Consider the following 21,997-nt stretch of genomic DNA (forward strand, 5'->3'; position numbering starts at 1 on the left):
ATTCGTTCGCCGCCTCAAAACAGCGACTTAATCAATATATCATGTGTTTAAGTTGAAGTCAATAACTTTTTCATGATATTTAATTTGTTTTCTTGCGATGTCGCGACCTCTTGTTGCGACGTTTAATAATATACCACGCTTTTAAAGACAGCGTCAATATGTTTTTTAATAAAAAACCCTTTCTTTTATCATAACAAAGAAAGGGCCTTCATTTAATAGATTAGTTTTCCTCATTTCTAGAAGCTTTATACATTCGGTGATAGATGTTTATTCCCTTCGTATCCTGCAACACAATCTCTACTAGTTCTTTTTCTACTAAATACTCGATCATAGAAGAAAGGTCCAGCGCATATTCTTTAATTTCCGGATGCACTTTTAATTCTCCAAATGACCAGGGTTCTTCCCTTTGGTTCATTAAATCCAGGAGATGCTTGGCACTTGTTTTTGCTCGTATACTAACGGCATGCTCTACCGCTAAGGTCATGAGCTGCACCCTCTTTTCAGTTGATTCTTTACTCATGATCAATTCTTCATAATACTTATAGATTTCTGGTTCAATTTTCTTTACTTGATTCCATACAGTGACTTCAGGGTGAAAACCTTTTTCAATAATCGCAAGTCTTGCTAAGTAATGTAAGGAATGAACCATCCGACTATAAGCATCTAGATGATGGCCATTTTCATATAAATCTTTTGATTCACTGTAACTGCGAATCAATTTCGCAAATTCAATAGCCTTTTTCAAGTCCCTCGTACCTGATGGAAATGAGCGAAGCTTTTCTTTAAGTTCGCTAATGTAATCATTTCTTTCAAATATTATGGATCCATTAATCACCCATTCCACTGAACGTCGATAAGAACTGGTGTCGATCCAGTGCTGCAATAATTGTTCATCTACAATATGCATTGCTGCTGTTTTTCCCTCAAAATCATAATGCTTCACATACCAAGGTTCCTTTGCTTCTCGCACAATGATAAACAAAATGACATCAAAATTATCAGTGACTGGGCTGATCGGTTTTTTCTTTTCTAAAATTAAAATGCCAAGAGTATTCACTTGGCTGGCTCTTTCTTGGTAAATGGGCCGTAATAGATCTTCCATTAAAGTTCCCCCATATCGTAATTCGGTACATTATGTTATTCGATATAGAATAGCAAATTCCTGTCCATAAATATATTTTTCTCATAAAAAATGCTATACTACGGTTGTAAGCTTACTAGGAGGGAAATCAGTTGGCGTTAAAATATACGAGTAAAATTAACAAAATTCGTTCGTTTGCTTTTTGGCTGATTTTTATTGGGTTTGGCGTCATGTACATAGGTCTTCTTTTTAAAGAAACGGCCTGGGCGATGGCTATATTCATGATTATGGGAATGGGCTTTATTGGATTAAGTACCGTTGTTTATTTTTGGATCGGAATGCTTTCTACAAAAACCATCCAAATTGTGTGTCCTAGCTGTGAAAAACCGACAAAAATGCTCGGTCGTGTCGATGCGTGCATGCATTGTAAACAGCCCTTAACAATGGATAAGTCATTAGAAGGTAAAGAGTTTGATGAGAAATATAATTCAAAACGCTACCAAAAGCAAGAAGCCGATCAACGGACATAATAAAAAAAGGACCTGCTGGGATCAGCAGGTCCTTTTACTTTGTTTATTCCATCCCCATCATTTAATGGGCAGCTTTAGCTTTGCATTCCGAACAAGTTCCATACACTTCCATGCGATGATGACTTACAGTAAATCCAGTCACCTGTTCAGCTAATGATTCCACTTCATTTAAACTAGGATAGTGAAAATCAACGATCTTGCCGCATGATTCACAAATTGCGTGATAATGATCAGAAGTATTGCAATCGAAACGGCTAGATGAATCTCCATAAGTTAGTTCTCTGACGAGGCCGATTTCTCTAAACACGCGAAGGTTGTTATAAACCGTGGCTACGCTCATGTTAGGAAATTTGCTCTCTAATGCTTTGTATATTTCATCAGCTGTAGGGTGAGTCATAGAATTCAGTAGGTATTCAAGCACCGCATGACGTTGTGGTGTTATTCGTACCCCAGAATCTTTTAACGTATCTATGGCTTCTTGAAGTCGATGATCTGACACCGTCATGCACCTCGCTTTCATAAACTGATTCTTGATTTAGAATATTATTAAATTAGAATCCTTATAATTAGTTTAACCTGCTTGTTAATCTATTGTCAAACTAAGTTAATAGCTATTCTATGATCCATCAAACATCAGGGTGTAAAGGGACTTCCTTCCCGCCTAAACGATGGTTTACGTATCGTGCCGCTACAAACAATAAATCAGATAAACGGTTTAAATAGGTGATGACAAGTGGATTGTTTACTTCTTCTTCTAGTCCAACCGCCGTTCGCTCAGCTCTTCTCACAATTGTTCGCGCCATATGAAAAGCTGCAGAAGACTCATGCCCTGAAGGCAGAATAAAGTTCTTCAATGGGGCTAATTCTTCATCCCATTGATCAATTTGCTTTTCTAGTTCTTCTATATGTTCGTTTTTCAACTTCCATTTTACTTCCTTCCCTTTCGGCGTGGCTAATTCAGCCCCGACATGAAAAAGGATCGTTTGAATTTTATGCATGGCCGCTATAAATGATTCTTTCCCATCCCAATCTTCTCTACTTAAGTGACTTAATGCCACCCCTATAGAAGAGTTTGCTTCATCACAAGTACCATAAGCTTCTACACGCAAGTCATTTTTGGCTACTCGTGTACCGTAAATTAGCGATGTTTCCCCTTTATCACCTGATCTTGTATAGATACGCATGATTAATACCCCCGTTTAGGATCGATTACGTTTTCCAGCTTATCGTCCTTTAAGTATGCTTTTAAATTACGTTCAAATAAATCAAATCCTCTCGGAACGTAATGTGGTGATATTCCGGAAAGATGCGGTGTGATTGTAATGTTTTCTTCATCCCAAAACACATGATCTTCTGGCAGCGGCTCCTCTTCAAACACATCCAAGACCGCGTGGGCCACATCTCCTGAGCGCACTGCATCAAGGATATCCTCACTTTTCACAAGGTCTCCTCTTCCCATATTAAGAAAAACGGAATGAGAAGGCATTTTCGTAAAGTGTTCTCTTTTCAACAAGTACCGTGTCCCTGACGTACTAGGTAAGACGGCAACGAGATAATCAGCCGCTTCAAGCGCTTGATCCATTTCCTCTACTTTGTACGTTTCGTCAAAACACTCCGTTGATTTTCCAGACCGTGAAACACCGATCGTCTTCATTTGAAAAGCTCGGGCAAGTCTCGCTGTTTCTTGAGCAATAGCCCCTGTTCCCAGCAACACCATTGTACGATTATTAATTTCTTTCATCGGAACACGGCGATCCCACTTGTGATCCCGTTCCCTTTGAGTGAGCATTTTAGCGTTACGGGCGACTTGAAGTATCATTGATAAAGCATACTCAGCCATAGGTTTAGCATGAATGCCTCTTACATTTGTCACAAGAATATCTTGCTTATCAATTTCATTAAAAGGCATGCGATCCATCCCTGCAGATAGGACCATGATCCACTTCAACTGCTTTGCGGCTCGGATTCTCTCCTTGTTTAAATCTTCCCCGTATGTAACAAATACATCCGCTTTAGGTAAATGTTCTTCCGCCTCTTCAATTCCATGACAGAAAAGAAATTCTACTTCACCGAATGTTTGTTCAAAGTGTTCTCTAATATCATCAGGTACACGTTTGATGGCTGACAATATAAGCATTGTACCCCTCCTATCCTATTTTCTTCTATTCTTATATGTAAATATAGATCATCGCAACTTATAGGTAAAGGAGTTAAACTTCATTACCCTTTATAATAAAAATGAAACCGTGATAGTCTGCCTATCACGGTTTTAAAATTACGCTAGTTTTTCGCGGATAAATTGTAACGCTGATTCAACGTGTCCATCTACTTTTACTTTACGATAATCTTCGGCAAGCTTTCCTTCTTTATCGATTATAAACGTAGATCGTTCAATGCCGTAATATTCTTTGCCAAAGTTTTTCTTCAGCTTCCACACACCATACTCTTCAGCCACTTTGTGATCTTCATCAGCTAATAACAAGAACGGAAGATCGTGCTTATCAATAAACTTCTTATGGCTTTCAATTGGATCTGGACTTACGCCAAGTACAACGGCATCTAAGTCAGCAAAGCTTTCATGGTGATCGCGGAAATCACACGCTTCTGTTGTACATCCAGGGGTCATGTCTTTCGGATAAAAGTATAGAACTACGTTTTGACCTTTATAATCGGATAATTTAACCTTTTCACCTGTGTGGGCCGTTAGTTCAAAATCTGGCGCTTGTTGTCCTACTTCTACTGTCATACTTAAATCCCTCCTAAATCATTTCTCCTTTAAGAGTATCGTATCTGCAGATAAACTTCCAATCTCAGCTATCTCTTTTTGAGGTTTGCCAGACTTTTGCGACTAAAGCTGCAGGAATAGTATAACCAATCATGGCTTCTATAAGGGCGATCCAGCGACCAACACCAATAGGCATTAAATCACCATACCCCACTGTAAATAAAGTGACCCCGCTAAAATAAATACCTCTTGAAATTTCATGCCCCCACGATGGTGGATCATGGTGCACTGTTCTCATAAATACCTCTACCCCTTGTACGGATAAGGAAGCATAAATCAACCCAAAGCCAATCATAATTACGGTGTATAAAAGAACAAGGGTAATAAAAATATGAAAGGAAAACATATGATGTTCAATTTCTAATGAAGTAAACAATTGCCTGATGCTCCCTATTATGAGCAAAAAGCATACCATTGCAATAAATATCGTCATCATAAGGCCACGATCCTTTTTAAAAGTAGACAGGCTTACTCACTAGATATGCGAGTCCTTTCTTTATTATGAATGCTCGCTGGTCTTCTGCTTAAACAAATCGTGTTAGAATATAGGATGAATGTTTTTTGGAGGGATATAAATGAACTTTACACAATCTGAATTATTATATGAAGAAGCACAGAAACACATCGTCGGAGGCGTCAATTCTCCTTCACGTGCCTACAAAGGGGTAGGCGGCGGAACTCCGGTATACATGGACCGCGGGGAAGGCGCTTATTTCTATGATGTAGATGGACAGAAATACATTGATTACTTAGGAGCATATGGTCCAATTATCACAGGTCACGCCCACCCACATATTACGCACGCCATTATTGAAGCTGCTCAAAACGGGGTACTGTACGGAACACCAACTTCTCTAGAAAATCGTTTTGCTAAAATGCTGAAAGATGTGATCCCTTCTCTTGATAAGGTACGATTCGTCAATTCAGGGACAGAAGCAGTAATGACGACGATTCGAGTCGCACGCGCTTATACAGGGAGAAATAAAATTATAAAATTTGCTGGATGTTACCATGGCCACTCTGACCTTGTGCTCGTCGCAGCCGGTTCAGGACCTTCTACCTTAGGAACACCTGACTCTGCAGGCGTACCTGCTTCTATTGCACAAGACGTGATTACCGTCCCTTTTAACGATATTGAACCGTTTAAGCAAGCTCTTGAAAAGTTCGGGGACGAAATAGCCGGAGTTCTTGTTGAACCGATCGTTGGGAATTTCGGCATTGTAGAGCCTAAACCAGGATTTCTTCAGCAAGTTAATGATCTAACACACGACGCTGGAGCTCTTGTTATATATGATGAAGTCATTACAGCTTTTCGCTTTACGTACGGAAGTGCTCAACAGTTGTTAGACATTGAACCTGACATGACAGCGCTGGGTAAAATCATTGGCGGCGGTCTTCCGATTGGAGCCTATGGTGGTCGTGCTGATATTATGGAACAAGTGGCTCCGCTGGGTCCTGCTTACCAAGCAGGAACGATGGCTGGCAATCCCGCTTCGATGTCAGCAGGCATTGCTTGTCTAGAGGTGCTAAAACAAGATGGAGTTTATGAAGAAATGGATCGTTTAGGAGCTATGCTTGAACAGGGCATTTTAGAAAAAGCAGAAACTCATGACATCGAACTAACGGTGAACCGATTAAAAGGGGCGCTCACTGTCTATTTCACTAATGAAAAAGTAGAAAACTACGAACAAGCAGAAAATACAAACGGAGAGCAATTCGCTCAATTTTTTAAATTAATGCTTGAGGAAGGCATTAATTTAGCACCGTCAAAATATGAAGCATGGTTTTTAACGACCGCCCATAAAGAAGAAGATATTCAACAAACCATAGAAGCGGTCGATCGAACATTTAAAAAAATGGCTGAACATCTCTAATTTCAGCTTACAATAAGCGTACATCCTATTAAGGGTGTGCGCTTTTCTAATCTGGTTAGAGCCGTTATGATAAGGGTAGTGTTCACATAACATTCTATATTTCAGCAGTACCTATCGGATATAATGAATGAGTAATAATTTTACAGATAAGGATGAATAACATGAAGCTTGGAGCTCGCATGATGAAAACAGGACTCGCTGTTGCTGTCGCTTTATATATAGCCAGCCTGTTAGGATTTATCAGCCCGTTACTCGCCGCTATTGCAGCGATCTTCTCTATTCAGCCATCGATTTACAGGTCATACCAATCGATCGTTGAACAAATTCAAGCCAATATAATAGGTGCAGTCGTAGCGATTATTGCGGTTTTCACTCTAGGAAACGATCCTTTCATCGTTGCCTTCGCGATTATCGTCGTCATTGGATTAACGATGAACTTGAAAATGAATGAAAATACGATTTCTTTAGCAGCAGTAGCTGTTATCGCCCTTATGGATTCAACAGACCAAACCTTCATTTATTTCGCAGCCTCACGTTTTGCGTCTCTGATCTTAGGGATATTAGCAGCTTTTCTTGTTAATTTAATCTTTGTGCCTCCGAAGTACGAAACGAGGCTCTTTACAAAAATTGATACGGCAACGAATGAAATTTTACAGTGGCTGCGCGTCATGACACGCCAACTATCTGATGAGCCAGCTTTAAAATATGAGATTACACGGATTCAAGACAATATTCGCTGGACTGACCATACTTACCTTCTCTATTCGGAAGAACGTACGTATTTTAAAGGCTCACGTTTTTCAAAAGGGCGAAAGCTTGTCTTGTTCAGGCAGCTCATCACCACGACGAAAAAATCATTTGATGTATTAAAAGCCTTTTATCGATTAGATAGTAAGATTGAACAAATTCCTGATGAATTCCAAGATGCCCTCGTCGGAGAATTGGATAAATTAATTAATGCCCACGAAAAGCTGCTTCTAAGTTTAAAAGGTCGCATACGAGAAACGCATAGAAAATCGCTGCGTCAAATAGAAGAACCAAACATTCCGATGCTTGTGGAACGTTTGATGAAAGAATATGAAGATAGCAACCATCATCCGGATAAGCTTGTCTTTCTTCCACTCGCTTCTCAGCTGATGGAATACTACTACCAGCTCGAAAAACTTAAGCGACTGTTGAAGAGTTATCAAAAGTATAATCCAAATAATTACCTTCAAACGACTGATAAATAAAAAGGAGACCCGGTGAGATATCCTTTAGACGAGGCTGGGACAAAACTGAATAAAGCTTAAAATAATCCGAACGATTCTATTGAAATCAGTTCGGATTATTTATATTAAATCGAAATTACACCATCGCTCCGTCAAAATACTTCGCTTTCCGGGGCACCGGGTACCAGGTACCGAAATTCACACTTGGCACTTCGCTCTTTTACAGCTTTTCGGTACCTGGTACCCTTAGGACCCTTCCACTCCTGCGGAAGAACGAGTGAGCCGAGATCGCCGAGTGTGGGTTTTACGAGGAAGCTTGGGCGCTCGTGCGCGGAAAGGGAAGCGTCCTTCGCTCCTGACAGCAAGAAAAAAAGCTTATGGAAAACCAGAGTTTTCCATAAGCTGAGGAGACCCGATGTGGTCTCCTTTTTTTACGTTCCCATATATTCTGTTTGATTGTCATCTAGCTGCTGCACCTGGTAAAGGTCATAATAATGTCCTTTACGTCTGATTAATTCTTCGTGGGAACCAACCTCCACAATTTCTCCATTTTCAATATGAACAATACGACTCGCGTGCGTAATCGTAGCCAAACGGTGAGCTACAATGAACGTTGTCCGATCGGAAGCTAATCGCTCCAGAGCATTTTGAATTAAGTTTTCACTTTCTAAATCCAATGCGGACGTTGCTTCATCTAATATGAGCAATGGAGGATTTTTCAAAAATACTCGCGCAATAGCCACGCGCTGCTTCTGGCCTCCTGACAGTTTGACACCTCTTTCTCCAACTAAGGTGTCGTAACCGTCTGGAAGCTCCATAATGAAGCCATGTGCATTCGCAGCCTTTGCCGCTTCTATAACTTGTTCATCTGTAGCATCCGGGTTCCCCATTTGGATGTTCATTTTAATCGAGTCACTAAATAAGATATTATCTTGAAGAACCATTCCAATCTTATCGCGCAACGTTCGAGCTTGGACATCACGAATGTCTTTACCATCAATTAATATCTGACCACTTGTCACATCGTAAAAACGAGGAATTAAACTTATTAAGGTAGATTTTCCTCCCCCGCTCATTCCAACAAAAGCAATGGTTTCTCCTTTTTCTACTTCCAGGTTTACATTCTTTAATACAGTAGGGTCGTTTTCTCCATAGCTAAAAGAAACATTTTTTAACGATACATCACCATGTACGTTTTCAAGGGGTTTAGCATTCTTTCGATCAACAATGTCATAGCGTTCATCCATAAATTCAAACACACGATCCATTGATGCGATGGACTGTGTCAGCACGGTAGATGAGTTCACTAAGCGGCGAAGCGGGTTGTAAACCCGATCCATATAACCAGTAAAGGCAACCATCGTACCTACGGTCATCGAACCATTAATGACTTGATAGCCGGCAAACGCAATGACAAGCAAAGGAGCCAAATCAGTGATCGTGTTCGTAATGGAATACGTATACGCATTCCAGTTTGTGTGCTTCAATGCTTTATTTAAGAAGTTAGAGTTTCTTGTATCAAACTGGTTTTGCTCATAATTTTCAAGAGCGAAACTGCGTGTTACAGGTACACCTTGCACACGTTCATGCAAATGCCCTTGTACTTCCGCCAGGGCTTGAGAACGATCTCGAGTTAATTTTCTAAGACGAGCGTAGAAGTACTTCACAGCAAACCCATAAAACGGAAACAGAGCCACTGCTACGAGTGTAAGCCATGGATCCATGGTCAGCATAATTATAATGGCAATAACAATCGTAAACATATCGAGCCAAATGTTCATCAATCCTGTAATGACAAACGTTTTCGTCTGCTCTACGTCATGGATCACTCTTGAAATGATTTCGCCTGTTTTCGTACGAGAATAAAAACCGAGACTCAGCCTTTGAATATGATCAAACAACTTGTCACGAATATCATATAACACTTTACTTCCAATCCATTGAGCCAGGTATTGCCTCGCATATTCAACGGGAGGCCGCATGATCATAAAAACAAAAAAGGCGCCTCCCATTAAGAGAAGCAGCTGATCAATTTTTTCTGATTGAGCTAAAGACTCTGAATTAATGATATCGTCAATAACATATTTAATAATTAAGGGCATTAATAAAGGAATAGAAAATTTCAATACGCCAATTAAAACAGTAAGAATGATTTTCCCTTTGTACGGTTTAACAAATGATAAATAACGCTTAATGCTTCCCAATCATACCACCTGCCTTTCACTATAAACATAAGCAAGCGCACCGCTTAGACAGTGCGCATCACTATTCACCGATACGTTAAGTATCGTTCATACCATTGATCAATAAATTCTGGAGAAAAAGGTCCCTTACGCTGCCGGATCCAGCGAATAAGCACATCTATATTGTTGTATAGGATACGATCTAAAACGTGTGGATAATTCATCTGTCTTTTGTGCAATTCGTATTCATCTTCGTCCAACAATTTAAATGTCATGTCAGGAAACACTTTAATATCAAGATCATAATCAATGTATTTAATAATTCCATCTTCATAAATAAACGGAGAGCTAATATTACAATAATAATATACGCCATCTGTTCGAAGCATTCCAATCACATTAAACCAGTGTTTCGAATGGAAGTAACAAATAGCCGGTTCACGAGTGATCCACGTTCGCCCGTCACTTTCTTGAACACGTGTACGATCATTCGCACCAATAATTACATTTTTTGTTCCTTTAAGTACCGTTGTACTCTCCCATACGCGGTGCAGTTTACCATTATGTTTATAACTTTGTATTTCCGTTTGAACTCCAGAGTCCGGGCCGGGCATAATCATCTCCCCTTCCCTCAATTATCCCGCTAGTCACCTTTACCCATTATAACGAGTTATGTCTCCGAATGAAAACAATAGTATTTATATATGTAAGAAGCCGTCCAAATTTGGACGGCCTCTGGGAGTTTGATTCAGGCTAAATTGCGAGCCTGTACAGACAAGTATCAAGCGTTACTTTTTCTTAGCTTGAGACTTTTGGTTTTGTTGACGTACTTGCTGTGCGTCAGTTTGTTCTGCGCCAAATTCAGTACCATATTGGTTCTGACCTTTAGCAGCTTGTTGAGCGTTTTGCTGAGCGTTTTGCTGAGCAGCTTGTTGGTTTTGTTGTCTTACTTTGTTCATATCTGTACCAGCTGCAGTTTTACCTTGTTTCGGTTGCTTAGCCATCAGTATCACCTCCGCAAAATTATTCTGCGCAGGTTTTCAAAAAACATTCATCTAAATTCATTATTTTTTCAAAAGAAACTTTTTGAATATATGGGCAAATTTCCGGTTTAAATGAAGGAAAATGCGTGAATAGTATATATAAAAGACGCTCCCCGTAAAGAGAGCGCCTTGTTTTTAATTACTTTACTATTGTAGGCGTTTTGCGCCAATGTAGCGTGGGTTCCAGTAAGAATTAGATAGCGAACTAATTTCTACCCCACGAGAAGATCCAGAGTGGATAAACTGGTTGTCCCCTACATAGATACCAGCATGAGAAGCGCCAGGCTTGTATGTTTCAAAGAAGACAAGGTCGCCTACCTGAAGGTTAGACTTGCTTACTGAAGTCATACGGCTGTCTGCATACATGGAAGCAACTGTACGAGGAAGGTCTTTACCTGTTTTACTGAAAACGTATTGTAAGAAACCACTGCAGTCAAATCCAGACGGGGAAGTTCCACCCCAAGTGTAAGGAGTACCAATATGCTTCTTAGCTTCACTTACTAATCCAGTGTTTGAAGTTGTAGAAGTTCCTTTAACTTCTTCTTTCTCAGAGCTGCTGGAAGAGCTTGAGCTAGATGAGCTTGAAGAACTGGAGCTGTCTGATGTCTTCTTAAGATCAAGCTTTTGACCTACATAGATAAGGTGGCCAGAAATATCGTTCCAGCTTTGCAGGTTAGATACGCTCACTCCGTGCTTGCTCCCGATTTTAGACAACGTATCTCCAGATTTCACCGTATAAGTTGTCGCACTGGAGCTGGAAGAGCTTGAGCTGCTGGAAGAACTAGAGCTTGAGCTTGAAGCACTTGATCCATTAATTTTCAACTCTTTACCTGAATAGATTAAAGATGAGCTTAAGTTGTTCCAATCCATTAGGTTGCTGACAGACACACCATGCTTAGAAGCAATCTTAGAAAGAGTATCTCCACTCTTGATTTTGTATGTACTGCTTTCACTTGAACTATTGGAAGAACTATTTGAAGAGCTATCCTTATCAACGACTAAACTTTGACCAACACGGATGAGATCACCGTTTAAGTTGTTCCAAGATTTCAGGTCTGAAACACTCGTGTTATATTTGTTACTTAATTTCCACAAAGAATCTCCAGATTTTACCTCGTGTGATTCATCCGCCATTACTGTGCCACCAAAAAGCGACGCACCGACAATCGTTCCAAAAACAGTTGTTGCAAGACGTTTTTTGTTCATCGTATTTACCCTCTCTTTTATATAATTAATTTTATTTAAATTCAAAGTTTAATAGTTTGAGTAGTTCGAATAGGCTACGTTCTGTATTGCTTGTTTTGCTCTGTTACCTATTATTCATATTTTTCTATGTCTTGTCTACACAGTTAAACATTGGAAAACGCCTATTAATCTATGAAAACTGTTGATGTGACAAGGTTCAGCATGTTTCGTTACAGTTCCGTTACAGTTCCGTTACAAGTGTTATATTTCTTAAAATTCGAGGCTTTTTTCATGCATAAAAATCTTCACAAACCCTATAATACTAAGGGAAAGGAGAGATTATGATGTATGTAGGTCGAGATATGTCGGAACTTAGTATGGAATCCAAAAAAAATTGGCAGGACCGGGAGCTTGGCTATTTTCATTATGCTCTATCACAAACTGCTCCTTACTTAAATCAAGAGGGTGTCACTTTATTACGAGAAATTAACGAAGAAATTAAGCTCCGCGGAGGTTTGAAACAACGCGAAGCTTCGTGGGAAAGCAGCTCTAAGCCTACTTTTGATTAATTGAATGATAAATGCTTGTGAATCTTTTGGTGAGATACGGGAAACGGGTACTTTTGAATCTGTTCTTTACTAACAAATCGAGCATTTTCCCGATCTAATGTACCCTTCCTTACCTGGGCTCTCTTTACGCTCATATCCCAGATCAAATGAGAAAATACATGATGGACATGATCGATTGTGGAGTCGATATCAATCGTTATTCCATACTCTCCCCGAAACCAATCTGGTATGTCACTTTCGGCAATTTCAGAAATAGGGACCATTGGATATTGCCATAGAGAAGCTAATAATCCATTTGATGGACGTTGTTCAACGAGCACTTCCCCTTTCTCATTTTCAATAAATAACGCCACAAAAGGTTGTTTCTTCTGTTTCTTTTTTTTCGATTTTATGGGAAGTTCTCCTTCTTTACCTTCGCTGAAAGCTCGACATTCATCTTGGACAGGACATAACATACACGATGGAGATTTCGGTGTGCAAATAATCGCACCAAGTTCCATTAACCCTTGGTTAAAGGCAGAGGGATCTTCTTTAGAAATTAATTCACGAACGAGAGACTCAAACAACGTTTTTGTGCTTGCTTTTGCGATATCTTCTTCAACTAACAAGATACGTGATAATACTCTCATCACATTTCCATCTACAGCCGGTTCAGCCTGATCATAGGCAATACTTAAGATAGCTCCCTTCGTATAAGGACCCACACCTTTTAAATCTCCCAGTTGTTCTTTATTATCAGGAACCTTTCCTTCATAATGCTCAACAACCTCCCGAACAGCGTTTTGTAAGTTACGCGCTCGGGAATAGTAACCTAAGCCCTCCCATGCTTTTAGTACGTCTTGCTCCGGTGCACTTGCTAAAGCTTCAGGGGTTGGAAACTGTTCCATAAAATGATTAAAATAAGGGATTACTGTATCAACACGTGTTTGTTGGAGCATAATTTCTGATACCCATACGCGATAAGGGTCTTGGTTTTCTCTCCAAGGCAAGATTCGCTGTTCTTTTTTAAACCAATCAATTAAATGAGCACGAAAGGCTTCTGCATTAAATTTTTCTAAAATATAAGATACTCTTTCTTGCTGTTTCATTCGTTTATCATCCTTTATTTCGCACTATGTTTATTGTTGTCGGCCAAAGGAGGAAGCATTCATGGATACTGGCACTCATGTGGTCATGGGTGTAGCTCTTGGCGGATTAGCTACGCTTGACCCAGTCGTTCAATCCGACCCCACACTGGCAAACGCAGTGATTGTCGGAACTTTGATCGGCTCACAAGCACCCGATTCGGATACCATTTTAAAACTTAAAAACAATGCCGTGTACATCCGCCACCATCGAGGAATTACGCATTCCATTCCTGCCGTTATCCTATGGGGAATTGGACTTGCTTCCCTCATCTATTTATTCACTCCAGAAGTGAACTTTTTACACCTTTGGCTTTGGACCTTTCTAGCCGTTATTTTACATGTTTTTGTTGATGTATTTAATGCCTATGGAACTCAAGCTTACAGGCCATTCACTAAAAGGTGGGTAGCTTATGGATTCATTAATACATTTGACCCTTACATTTTCACCATGCATTTAGCGGGAATTGTCGCTTGGAATTTAGGAGCAGACCCTGCTTATATGTGGCTCATTATTTACTTTGTCATTGCCTTATATTATGTTAAACGATATTTCGACAAACGTGAACTCGTTAAACTCGTTTACGACCATTTTGACGACATTGTGCAAATTGCCACTTCGCCTACGATTCGTCAAAGCGTATGGCGGATTGCCATTGAGACAAAGACAAATTACTATGTAGGTCATGCTGAGGATGGGCATATTACCATTTATGATGAGTTTGTTTACAAGGAAATCGATTATGAAGATCCTATCGTTCAAAAAGCTTTAACAGATCCTAACATCAAAGCTTTTTTATCTTTTTCACCCGTATACCGTTACGATATACGTTATTACGATGAATATACGGAAGTCCGTTTTATCGATTTAAGATATCGCTCAAAGGGACGATATCCATTTGTGGCACTCGTTCAAATTGATGACGAGCATGGCGACAACTTAAAGATTTTAAACTCTTATACCGGCTGGGTCTTTACAGAAGAAAAACTCCAGGACAAATTAACAGTAGCTACAGAAACAAAATAAATGAATCCAGGCTTTGGCAGCCTGGATTCATTTAATGTTCATACCCCTTCTTTTTTAGCATTTCTTTATATTTGGGATTGGTCGCGATAAAATCGTGGAGCTTTGGACCGTAATTTTCAATCCATTGAATGACAATCTGTTCTGTCACCTGTTTTCCTTTATAATCGTAACCGGCTTTTGCCCGTGTAGATTCAAAATCTTCCCACAGCAATTCTACCCACGTACGTGCTTCATCTATTGTTAAACGACCATTCTTTTCATAAAGCCGTTCAGCTAATTGCTGGTGAACCTCTTCCATTATGCTGCCTCCTTTCATGGAAAAGTTTACACACCATTTTATCACATAAACGCATCTTTTCTGCACAAACTAGTAGAGCCACATCACAGTGGCGTCTAGGAGGATGACTGATGCGAAATAAAGCAAAAGACTTTCCTAACAGAAAAATGACACACTCCCCCGACGATCAAAGCGAGTATTTAGCATTACGTCCAAATGGCACGATTAATTCTAAACCCCAAGAACGTGCCATGCACTCAAGAGAACGCGACGTGAATCAAGGAGGTAAATACTAAAATGGGAAAGAGAAATAAAACCCAAAAGTCCCTTCATCGAGGAGCGAAGCATTTAAACCACCGCGTAAACGGTGAAACCGAACAAACTCAATCGGATCAAATAACAGAAACTCAGGCAAGAAAAAGATCATAATCTTTTTGCGCAGTCACTTCATTGACTGCGCTTTTTAATTACGGACCTTCTTGCCAAGCATGGAAATTGGCAAAGCTTCTTCTTTGTCACTTGCTATGCTTCCAGTTAAATTGATGCGGTGTCCCCAAGCGAAGACACCGTTCATGTAGTCAATGTGAAACGTGTGAGCCGGATCCCCTTCAATTTGGTAAGAGGTGTTACGTTCGAATTCACTTGGATCCATCATATAGGCTTTCGCCATAATAATTTTTCGTTCATAAACCGCGTATTCATTAACAATCCCCATCTGCTCTGCTTTCCTAGCCTTCTCGGTTAACTGAGCTACTTCATTTCTTAATTCTTCATAACTATATTCGCTATATCTTTTTTCCATTTTCTTATCCCCTTTTTGTTACCGATTCATGTCGTTCCTGTTTTCATTTTAGCAGTCTTTTGTCACAATATAAATACTACCAATGGGGAGGATATCACATGAGAAAAGCATTAATTAGTGGAGCAGGTACTGGATTAGGGCGAGCTTTAGCATTACAATACGCTCAAAACGATTACAACGTTGTTTTAACAGGAAGAACAGAAAGGAAGCTCCTGCTCGTCCAAAAGGAAATAAAAGAACGTGGTGGAGAGGCTGAAGTTCTTATCTGTGACGTTACAGAGCCGTCTTCAGTTCAAGAAGCGTTTAAGCAGCTGGATCACATCGATGTATTAATCAATAATGCAGGCTTAGGTATTTTTGGCAATTTGTCTTCCTACAATTCTGAAGACATCGATCAGATGATGAACACCAACGTCAAAGGAACCATTCTAATGACGCAAGCGGCCATGCCATTTCTTAAACGCTCAAATGGGCGCGTGTTAAATATAATTTCAACAGCAGGACTACGCGGAAAAACGAACGAAACCGTTTATTGTGCTTCAAAATTTGCTGTTCGCGGCTTTACAGAAAGCCTGCACAAAGAATGGGAAAGTGAGCCAATGAAAGCAACTGCGGTTTATATGGGAGGAATGAACACCCCTTTCTGGGACGAGAGTGATCATGTGAGCCAGCCGGAAAACCTAAAAGGCCCTGAAGGAGTTGCGAAGAAGATATGTGATGAAGATGATGGGCGCCCTGAAATCTTTGTAGATCGCTAAAGTCCTTGGTCTCACACTATTTATGGGCAACCTAAATAAAGGAGCAGACCACATGTGGTCTGCTCCTTTTTGCTTTGGAAGAATTATTCGCCTAATCCTTCTTCTTTTGTTTTCTGAACAAGTGCTTCAACTGCTTGATCTTCATCAGAACCTTCAGCCGTAAATTTGATTTCAGCACCATTAGGAATGCCTAGTGACATAACGCCCATGATGGATTTCATGTTTACAGATTTGCCTTTATACTCGATGTTTACGTCAGACTCATATTGTCCTGCTACTTGTACTAGTGCTGTGGCTGGACGTGCGTGTACACCGTCTGCCGCTGTGATTGTCATCGTTTGTTCTGCCATGATAAATCTCTCCTTTTATTTTGTGATGGTAATAATATACTCTGTATTATGATCCACTTCTCCAGCTGCCGTTACTTCGACTTGCTGACCTTCTTCAAGGTTTGTAAAGACGATTGGAGTAATGATAGAAGTAGCATTTTTACTTACATAATCAAGGTCAACTTCCATTAAAGTTTGTCCTTGCTTCACTTCTGCTCCTTCTTCCACTTTAGAAGTAAACCCTTCACCTTTAAGCTTCACAGTATCGATTCCGATGTGAATCAGAATTTCCATACCATTTTCGGCTTGCAGGCCAATCGCATGCTTGGTAGGGAACACATTGAGTACTTTACCATTAATAGGCGAGACAATTTTACCATCAATCGGTTCAATTGCAAAGCCATCCCCCATCATTTTACCAGAAAACACTTGGTCAGGTACTTCTGTAATTGGTAATACTTTACCCTTTATCGGGCTTACAAATTCTAAGTCTGCATCTGAAACGGGCGCAACAGCACCTGCTTCTTTTGAACTTTCTTTAACATCTTCTTTTCGTTTACGAGGAGTTTTACCATCGATAATGTCTTGCATTTGTCCGCGAAGCGTATCTGAAACTGGACCATAAATAGCTTGAATGTTATTTCCTACTTCCATAACTCCAGAAGCCCCAAGTTGTTTCAGACGGTTCTTGTTCACGTTTTCTTTATCGTGCACAGAAACTCTTAGACGAGTAATACAAGCGTCAAGATAGCTAATATTCTTCTCTCCGCCCATTGCTTCTAGAATTTCAAACGGTAAATCATCAGCTTCTCCAGTCTCTCCATCCACGTCTGCTCCTTCATCTTCACGCCCTGGTGTAGCAAGGTTGAACTTAAGGATCGCCCAACGGAAACCAAAGTAGTAAATGACAGAGAAGATGAGACCTATGATGATGACCCACCACCAGTCGGTACGGTTCGGCATAATACCAAAGAGAATAAAGTCAATTAGACCACCTGAGAAGGTTTGCCCTATTTTCACATTCAAAATTTCCATAATCATAAATGAGAAACCAGCGAAAATCGCGTGAATACCAAATAGTAATGGCGCCACGAATAAGAATGAGAATTCGATTGGCTCTGTAATACCAGTAAGGAATGAAGTTAAGGCTGCAGAAGCCATAATCCCCCCTACTACTTTTTTACGTTCAGGTTTAGCTGTATGATAAATTGCTAAAGCTGCAGCTGGCAAGCCAAACATCATGAATGGGAATTTACCAACCATAAATGTTCCGGCCGTAAACTCAACACCATCTCTTAGCTGTTCAAAGAAAATCGTTTGGTCTCCACGGATGAGTTGGCCTGCCTCATTTTCGTAAGACCCAAACTCAAACCAGAACGGAGAATAGAAAATATGGTGAAGTCCAAATGGAATCAATGAACGTTCAATAACTCCAAAGAAGAACGCTGAAATCGTTTGGTTCCCCTCAAGCATTAAGTGAGATAGAGCATTTAAACCATTTTGTGCAAATGGCCAAACAACAAGCATAATCATACCTAAGAAAATCGCAGAAAATGCTGTAATAATCGGGACAAAACGTTTACCCGCAAAGAATCCTAAGAACTGAGGTAATTCTATATTAAAGTATCGATTATACAAGGCGGCTGCCATTATACCGACGATAATCCCGCCAAATACCCCGGTTTGAAGGGTGGGTATCCCTAATACTTCAGCATAGGCAGGGTCTGAGGTCATGTCACTATCGACATTTCCAAGTACCCCCATAACCACATTCATAATTAAGTAACCAATAATCGCAGCTAGTCCGGCAACCCCGTCACCTTTTGCTAGCCCAATCGCAACACCTACCGCAAAGAGCAGCGGCAAGTTATCAAAGACAACTCCCCCCGCTTCGGCCATAACTTCAAGTAATGTTTGAACCCATGGCGTTGTGAAGAATGGCACTTTGTCTGTGAAATCTTCCTGTGCAAAGCTAGTACCAAATGCAAGCAAAATACCAGCAGCCGGAAGCAAAGCAACAGGTGTCATTAATGCTTTACCAACTTTTTGCAAAGTACCAAAAGCATTTTTAAACATAAGTATTTCCTCCCTATTTTTTAGTGGTGTGAGTACAAAAACAGCAATTGTCAGAAAAATAAAACGGTTTCATGATTACGAAAAGTGCAGAGGGGCTGGTTAACATATACAGGTGGATCAGCACATGTCACGAAAAGCTGCCCCTCGAAGGTGGTGGACTAACGAAATAACCGGCTCATCGTCATGATTCTGACAACAAAAAAGGCATGAGTACAAAGGTTCAATCATTACGAAAAGGGTACACTTCTCCCTTATATCGTAACCATTTGATCCTTCGATACTCATGCCTGATCGTATCAGTAACACGTAACGTTAAGATTTTTTGGTTAGCCGCTGTAAGTGAATCGTCAGATAGATCGCTTCAGATTCATCAACTGGTTTATTTAGCTGTTTTTGCATCACTTTAATTAACTTCCAAGCTAAATTATAGCACACTGGATATTCATCTTTCAACATATTAGCGAGACGAATTTCATCTCCAATGCTTTCATCCTGGTACACTCGATCAATCGCCCGGTGCAAATGCTGAACAAGACGATGATAATCGACGCTGTGCTTATCAATTGTAACGTGCATCGTCTCCTCTACAATTTCCACGAGGTTCGTAATGAGCTGGTTATGTCTGTTTATTTCCCGAAGCGTTTTATCTGTTACTGCACTATGAATATGCAGCGCAATAAAACCTACTTCTCCTTCAGGAAATTGCACGCCTAATTTGTCATAAACCATCGTCACGACTTCCAGTGCAATTTGATACTCTTTTGGATAGAGGGATTCAATCTCTGGTAAAAAAGGATTGGTAAACTGCAAATTTTTTTGTGTTCTCTTAAGAGCGAATGCAAGGTGATCGGTTAATGCCACGTGAATATGTTCATTTAATTCCTGTCCCATTCGATTTTCAATATGGAACAAAAGGTCATTCATGAAGTCGATAAATCCTTCTTCAATATGAGGGATCAAATTTACATATTGCTGTTTTTCATTTTCATTTTTTAATAAAAATGTTTTATCCGCTTTATTAAACGAAATGAAGTCCCCTCTTTTTTTGCTAAATCCTATACCTTTACCAATAAGTACAACTTCTTGATAGGACGGATGCTTAGCGATGACCACATTATTATTTAGCACTTTATCGATGGTAATTTGTTCGTCCATATTTGCTCCCCCACATTATCTGACAAAAAAACGTTTTCAATGTCTCAGTATATTCTATCGTATAATCCACTTTCAAATTTGACAACCTTCGTCTTAGGAAAATTAAAGTATTTCTTTTGTCTATGTTTGACGTTCCGTGTAAAATCATTAGCGTGACTGTGAATGGAAAGAGCCGAAAGGAGCATGTCAAATGATTAAATTATTTATTAGTGACCTGGATGGAACATTGCTAGGAATGAATCACTATATTAAGCCTCAAGATATAGAAGCATTAAAAAAGTTAACCGAAACGGGCGTTGATCTCGCTGTAGCCTCTGGTCGAATGGATCACGACATCGCCCAAGTTCTTACTAAAGTTGGAGTAACAGGCCACCGAATCAGCCAGAATGGTGCTTTTGTTTATGATTCGAATAGTGAGCCTATCTATTCTAAATCATTTGATATTGATAAAGCGAAAGAAGTCATGAATTTTATTAAAAATGAGCCGATGGTGAAAACTGTCTCTACTAAAGATAAAATCTATACGTCAGAGCATAATAAATGGGTGGATTTGATTTCAGAGCAGCTTTTTCAAGATGTGATCATTGAGCCAAATTTAATTAGTCACTTTGGAGAGCATATCTCCCCTGCTAAAATTACTCTGCACGGTAAAGAAGATGACGTTATTTTAGCTTCAAGTCGTGTGCGTGATCAATTCGGTACAGAATTAGATAGTTTTATTTCACATGAGTCTTGTGTAGATATTATGCCCCAAATGATTAATAAAGGAAACGGGATTAAGGCGCTTCTTGATACGATTGGTATAAACCCAAACGAAATAGCATGCATCGGCGATTCTTTTAACGACTTGCCAATGTTTGAGGTTACCCCTCATAGTTATGCGATGTCTAACGCCCACCCTGATGTGCAGAAAAAGGCCGAGTACGTAGTTGATCATGTCTACGAAGCCATTGAAGATTTAAAAACGAAAGAATTATATTAAGAAAGAGTGCCCCTATGGTTGTAGAGGCACTCTTTTGCTTTTATGAACATTTTGGCAAACTTATGCACATTCCGGCAAGAATATGAACATTATGAGTATTTTATGAACATTTCAGACAAAATACGAACATCTCAGCTGTTTTATGAACATTTACTTTTCTATGACATTTTCATCAATAAAGCGGTCAATTAATTCAAAAGAAAAACCTTTTCGATAGAGACCTGACTTTATTTTTTGCTTTAATTCATACCCTTCAGATTTTCGCTCGTATTTACGAAGCAATTTTTCCCCCTGGAAAACAACAGCTTCCCATTCCTGCTCTTCCTCTTCTTCCGGCAGCCGCGTTAACGATTCTTTAACGACATCGCTAGTAAACCCTTTTTGCATGAGATGCTGCTGCACATTTTGAATTTGTTGACGCTGAGATTTTTTTCGATCACTTTTTAATTTCTTTTCTGCCAGTTTCACAGCCTTCTCCACTTGCCGGTCAAAAGGAAACTCCTGTACTGCCTCATCGGCTAATGAGGCATCCACCCCTTTTTCAATTAACTCTTTTTTCAACATTATTGGTCCCTTACTAGAAGTGGTAATCCGAGTTCTTACCAAAGCTTTGGCAAATTCTAGATCATCTAACAGCTTTTCTTGATAAAGGCGTCGAATGATTTCATTAATATGCTCTTCGTCTACTTCTTTTTTTACTAAATAATCACGAATTTCTTTTTCTGAGCGCATTCTATAGCTTAAATAGTTAATGGTTTGGGTATATACCTTATGTATGGTATCTTTCTGGATTAAAGCTTCGATGGTAGACTCTTCAAGCTCCATAGACTTCTGGAGCCTGTACTTAATTAAGATGTCTTCATCTACGCTGAAACCGTAGGCCTCCCCTTGACCTCGATCCAGATAGATGTTGTACCGATTCTTACTCTTTTTCTGAGTCGTGATCCGAGTGATTTTCGCCATATTAACACCCCTTTTCCACTATTGTAGCACGGCTTGCTATCAT

26 protein-coding genes are annotated in these 21,997 nt (G+C 39.8%); 9 read left to right on the plus strand and 17 right to left on the minus strand.

Annotated elements, in window-relative coordinates:
* Window positions 1-220: 220 nt before the first annotated feature.
* On the minus strand, window positions 221-1,102 hold the full coding sequence (locus IEV27_RS11275; protein WP_188377602.1) for a nucleotidyltransferase-like protein: 882 nt from the start codon (window positions 1,100-1,102) through the stop codon (window positions 221-223).
* Between the two features lie 131 nt (window positions 1,103-1,233).
* Here IEV27_RS11275 and IEV27_RS11280 point away from each other — a divergent pair, with 131 nt between their 5' ends.
* A complete protein-coding gene (locus IEV27_RS11280; RefSeq protein ID WP_188377603.1) occupies window positions 1,234-1,611 on the plus strand; it encodes a YgzB family protein in 378 nt (125 codons plus the stop codon).
* A 61-nt stretch (window positions 1,612-1,672) separates the two neighbouring features.
* Here the strand turns inward: IEV27_RS11280 and perR are convergent, their stop codons facing one another.
* From perR to IEV27_RS11305, 5 genes are all read right to left on the minus strand, one after another.
* Window positions 1,673-2,116, minus strand: coding sequence for a peroxide-responsive transcriptional repressor PerR (gene perR, locus IEV27_RS11285; protein ID WP_188378241.1), 444 nt, complete (start codon window positions 2,114-2,116; stop codon window positions 1,673-1,675).
* A 121-nt stretch (window positions 2,117-2,237) separates the two neighbouring features.
* Complete coding sequence (locus IEV27_RS11290) at window positions 2,238-2,795, minus strand: cob(I)yrinic acid a,c-diamide adenosyltransferase (protein ID WP_188377604.1); 558 nt, start codon at window positions 2,793-2,795, stop codon at window positions 2,238-2,240.
* 2 nt (window positions 2,796-2,797) lie between these two features.
* Window positions 2,798-3,748 (minus strand): D-2-hydroxyacid dehydrogenase, encoded by a 951-nt coding sequence (locus IEV27_RS11295; protein ID WP_188377605.1) that lies wholly within the window; start codon window positions 3,746-3,748, stop codon window positions 2,798-2,800.
* Between the two features lie 138 nt (window positions 3,749-3,886).
* A complete protein-coding gene (bcp, locus tag IEV27_RS11300; protein ID WP_188377606.1) occupies window positions 3,887-4,357 on the minus strand; it encodes a thioredoxin-dependent thiol peroxidase in 471 nt (156 codons plus the stop codon).
* 64 nt (window positions 4,358-4,421) lie between these two features.
* Window positions 4,422-4,832 carry an ion channel gene (locus tag IEV27_RS11305; protein ID WP_188377607.1) on the minus strand — a complete coding sequence of 137 codons (411 nt, stop codon included), beginning with the start codon at window positions 4,830-4,832 and terminating at the stop codon, window positions 4,422-4,424.
* A gap of 139 nt (window positions 4,833-4,971) precedes the next feature.
* Here IEV27_RS11305 and IEV27_RS11310 point away from each other — a divergent pair, with 139 nt between their 5' ends.
* Both IEV27_RS11310 and IEV27_RS11315 read left to right on the plus strand, forming a co-directional pair.
* Window positions 4,972-6,270, plus strand: coding sequence for a glutamate-1-semialdehyde 2,1-aminomutase (locus tag IEV27_RS11310; protein ID WP_188377608.1), 1,299 nt, complete (start codon window positions 4,972-4,974; stop codon window positions 6,268-6,270).
* A 161-nt stretch (window positions 6,271-6,431) separates the two neighbouring features.
* Window positions 6,432-7,502: an FUSC family protein gene (locus tag IEV27_RS11315; RefSeq protein WP_188377609.1), complete on the plus strand. Its 1,071-nt coding sequence runs from the start codon at window positions 6,432-6,434 to the stop codon at window positions 7,500-7,502.
* Between the two features lie 410 nt (window positions 7,503-7,912).
* Here the strand turns inward: IEV27_RS11315 and IEV27_RS11320 are convergent, their stop codons facing one another.
* The 4 genes from IEV27_RS11320 to IEV27_RS11335 form a co-directional block, all read right to left on the minus strand.
* Window positions 7,913-9,685, minus strand: a complete 1,773-nt coding sequence (locus tag IEV27_RS11320; protein WP_188377610.1) for an ABC transporter ATP-binding protein — start codon at window positions 9,683-9,685, stop codon at window positions 7,913-7,915.
* A gap of 65 nt (window positions 9,686-9,750) precedes the next feature.
* The gene (gene ntdP, locus IEV27_RS11325) at window positions 9,751-10,278 is read right to left on the minus strand and encodes a nucleoside tri-diphosphate phosphatase (RefSeq protein ID WP_188377611.1); all 528 of its coding nucleotides are present in this window, start codon (window positions 10,276-10,278) and stop codon (window positions 9,751-9,753) included.
* A 174-nt stretch (window positions 10,279-10,452) separates the two neighbouring features.
* The gene (locus tag IEV27_RS11330) at window positions 10,453-10,668 is read right to left on the minus strand and encodes a gamma-type small acid-soluble spore protein (protein ID WP_188377612.1); all 216 of its coding nucleotides are present in this window, start codon (window positions 10,666-10,668) and stop codon (window positions 10,453-10,455) included.
* 186 nt (window positions 10,669-10,854) lie between these two features.
* A complete protein-coding gene (locus tag IEV27_RS11335) occupies window positions 10,855-11,913 on the minus strand; it encodes a C40 family peptidase (RefSeq protein WP_188377613.1) in 1,059 nt (352 codons plus the stop codon).
* 323 nt (window positions 11,914-12,236) lie between these two features.
* On the opposite strand from IEV27_RS11335, the gene yfhS reads away from it, so the two are divergent.
* Window positions 12,237-12,461: a mother cell protein YfhS gene (gene yfhS / locus IEV27_RS11340; RefSeq protein WP_188377614.1), complete on the plus strand. Its 225-nt coding sequence runs from the start codon at window positions 12,237-12,239 to the stop codon at window positions 12,459-12,461.
* Here the strand turns inward: yfhS and mutY are convergent.
* Window positions 12,458-13,549, minus strand: coding sequence for an A/G-specific adenine glycosylase (gene mutY, locus IEV27_RS11345; protein WP_188377615.1), 1,092 nt, complete (start codon window positions 13,547-13,549; stop codon window positions 12,458-12,460). The two genes, yfhS and mutY, sit on opposite strands and share 4 nt — an antisense overlap.
* 61 nt (window positions 13,550-13,610) lie before the next feature.
* Between mutY and IEV27_RS11350 the strand changes: the two genes are divergently transcribed.
* Window positions 13,611-14,612 (plus strand): metal-dependent hydrolase, encoded by a 1,002-nt coding sequence (locus tag IEV27_RS11350; RefSeq protein WP_188377616.1) that lies wholly within the window; start codon window positions 13,611-13,613, stop codon window positions 14,610-14,612.
* 31 nt (window positions 14,613-14,643) lie between these two features.
* Here the strand turns inward: IEV27_RS11350 and IEV27_RS11355 are convergent, their stop codons facing one another.
* Window positions 14,644-14,910 carry a YfhJ family protein gene (locus tag IEV27_RS11355; protein WP_188377617.1) on the minus strand — a complete coding sequence of 89 codons (267 nt, stop codon included), beginning with the start codon at window positions 14,908-14,910 and terminating at the stop codon, window positions 14,644-14,646.
* 110 nt (window positions 14,911-15,020) lie between these two features.
* On the opposite strand from IEV27_RS11355, the gene sspK reads away from it, so the two are divergent.
* Together sspK and IEV27_RS11365 are read left to right on the plus strand one after the other, a co-directional pair.
* The gene (gene sspK, locus IEV27_RS11360; protein WP_188377618.1) at window positions 15,021-15,185 is read left to right on the plus strand and encodes a small acid-soluble spore protein K; all 165 of its coding nucleotides are present in this window, start codon (window positions 15,021-15,023) and stop codon (window positions 15,183-15,185) included.
* A 1-nt stretch (window position 15,186) separates the two neighbouring features.
* The gene (locus IEV27_RS11365; protein ID WP_188377619.1) at window positions 15,187-15,318 is read left to right on the plus strand and encodes a YpzG family protein; all 132 of its coding nucleotides are present in this window, start codon (window positions 15,187-15,189) and stop codon (window positions 15,316-15,318) included.
* Window positions 15,319-15,352: 34 nt separating this feature from the next.
* On the opposite strand, the gene IEV27_RS11370 is transcribed toward IEV27_RS11365, so the two are convergent.
* Entirely contained in the window at window positions 15,353-15,691 is a 339-nt protein-coding gene (locus IEV27_RS11370) for a YfhH family protein (protein ID WP_188377620.1), read from the minus strand.
* A gap of 98 nt (window positions 15,692-15,789) precedes the next feature.
* Here IEV27_RS11370 and IEV27_RS11375 point away from each other — a divergent pair, with 98 nt between their 5' ends.
* Window positions 15,790-16,449, plus strand: coding sequence for an SDR family NAD(P)-dependent oxidoreductase (locus IEV27_RS11375; protein ID WP_188377621.1), 660 nt, complete (start codon window positions 15,790-15,792; stop codon window positions 16,447-16,449).
* A gap of 83 nt (window positions 16,450-16,532) precedes the next feature.
* Here IEV27_RS11375 and IEV27_RS11380 read toward each other — a convergent pair whose 3' ends face one another.
* The 3 genes from IEV27_RS11380 to glcT form a co-directional block, all read right to left on the minus strand.
* Window positions 16,533-16,799, minus strand: coding sequence for a phosphocarrier protein HPr (locus IEV27_RS11380; RefSeq protein WP_188377622.1), 267 nt, complete (start codon window positions 16,797-16,799; stop codon window positions 16,533-16,535).
* Between the two features lie 15 nt (window positions 16,800-16,814).
* Window positions 16,815-18,854, minus strand: a complete 2,040-nt coding sequence (gene ptsG / locus IEV27_RS11385; RefSeq protein ID WP_188377623.1) for a glucose-specific PTS transporter subunit IIBC — start codon at window positions 18,852-18,854, stop codon at window positions 16,815-16,817.
* Window positions 18,855-19,166: 312 nt separating this feature from the next.
* Window positions 19,167-20,009 (minus strand): glucose PTS transporter transcription antiterminator GlcT, encoded by an 843-nt coding sequence (gene glcT, locus IEV27_RS11390; RefSeq protein WP_188377624.1) that lies wholly within the window; start codon window positions 20,007-20,009, stop codon window positions 19,167-19,169.
* 190 nt (window positions 20,010-20,199) lie between these two features.
* Between glcT and IEV27_RS11395 the strand changes: the two genes are divergently transcribed.
* Window positions 20,200-20,991: an HAD family hydrolase gene (locus IEV27_RS11395; protein ID WP_188377625.1), complete on the plus strand. Its 792-nt coding sequence runs from the start codon at window positions 20,200-20,202 to the stop codon at window positions 20,989-20,991.
* 150 nt (window positions 20,992-21,141) lie between these two features.
* Here IEV27_RS11395 and recX read toward each other — a convergent pair whose 3' ends face one another.
* Window positions 21,142-21,954, minus strand: a complete 813-nt coding sequence (gene recX, locus IEV27_RS11400) for a recombination regulator RecX (RefSeq protein ID WP_188377626.1) — start codon at window positions 21,952-21,954, stop codon at window positions 21,142-21,144.
* Window positions 21,955-21,997: the final 43 nt, after the last annotated feature.

Origin of the sequence: Halobacillus andaensis, from assembly GCF_014636475.1 — a bacterium.
Lineage (GTDB): Bacteria > Bacillota > Bacilli > Bacillales > Halobacillaceae > Halobacillus_A > Halobacillus_A andaensis.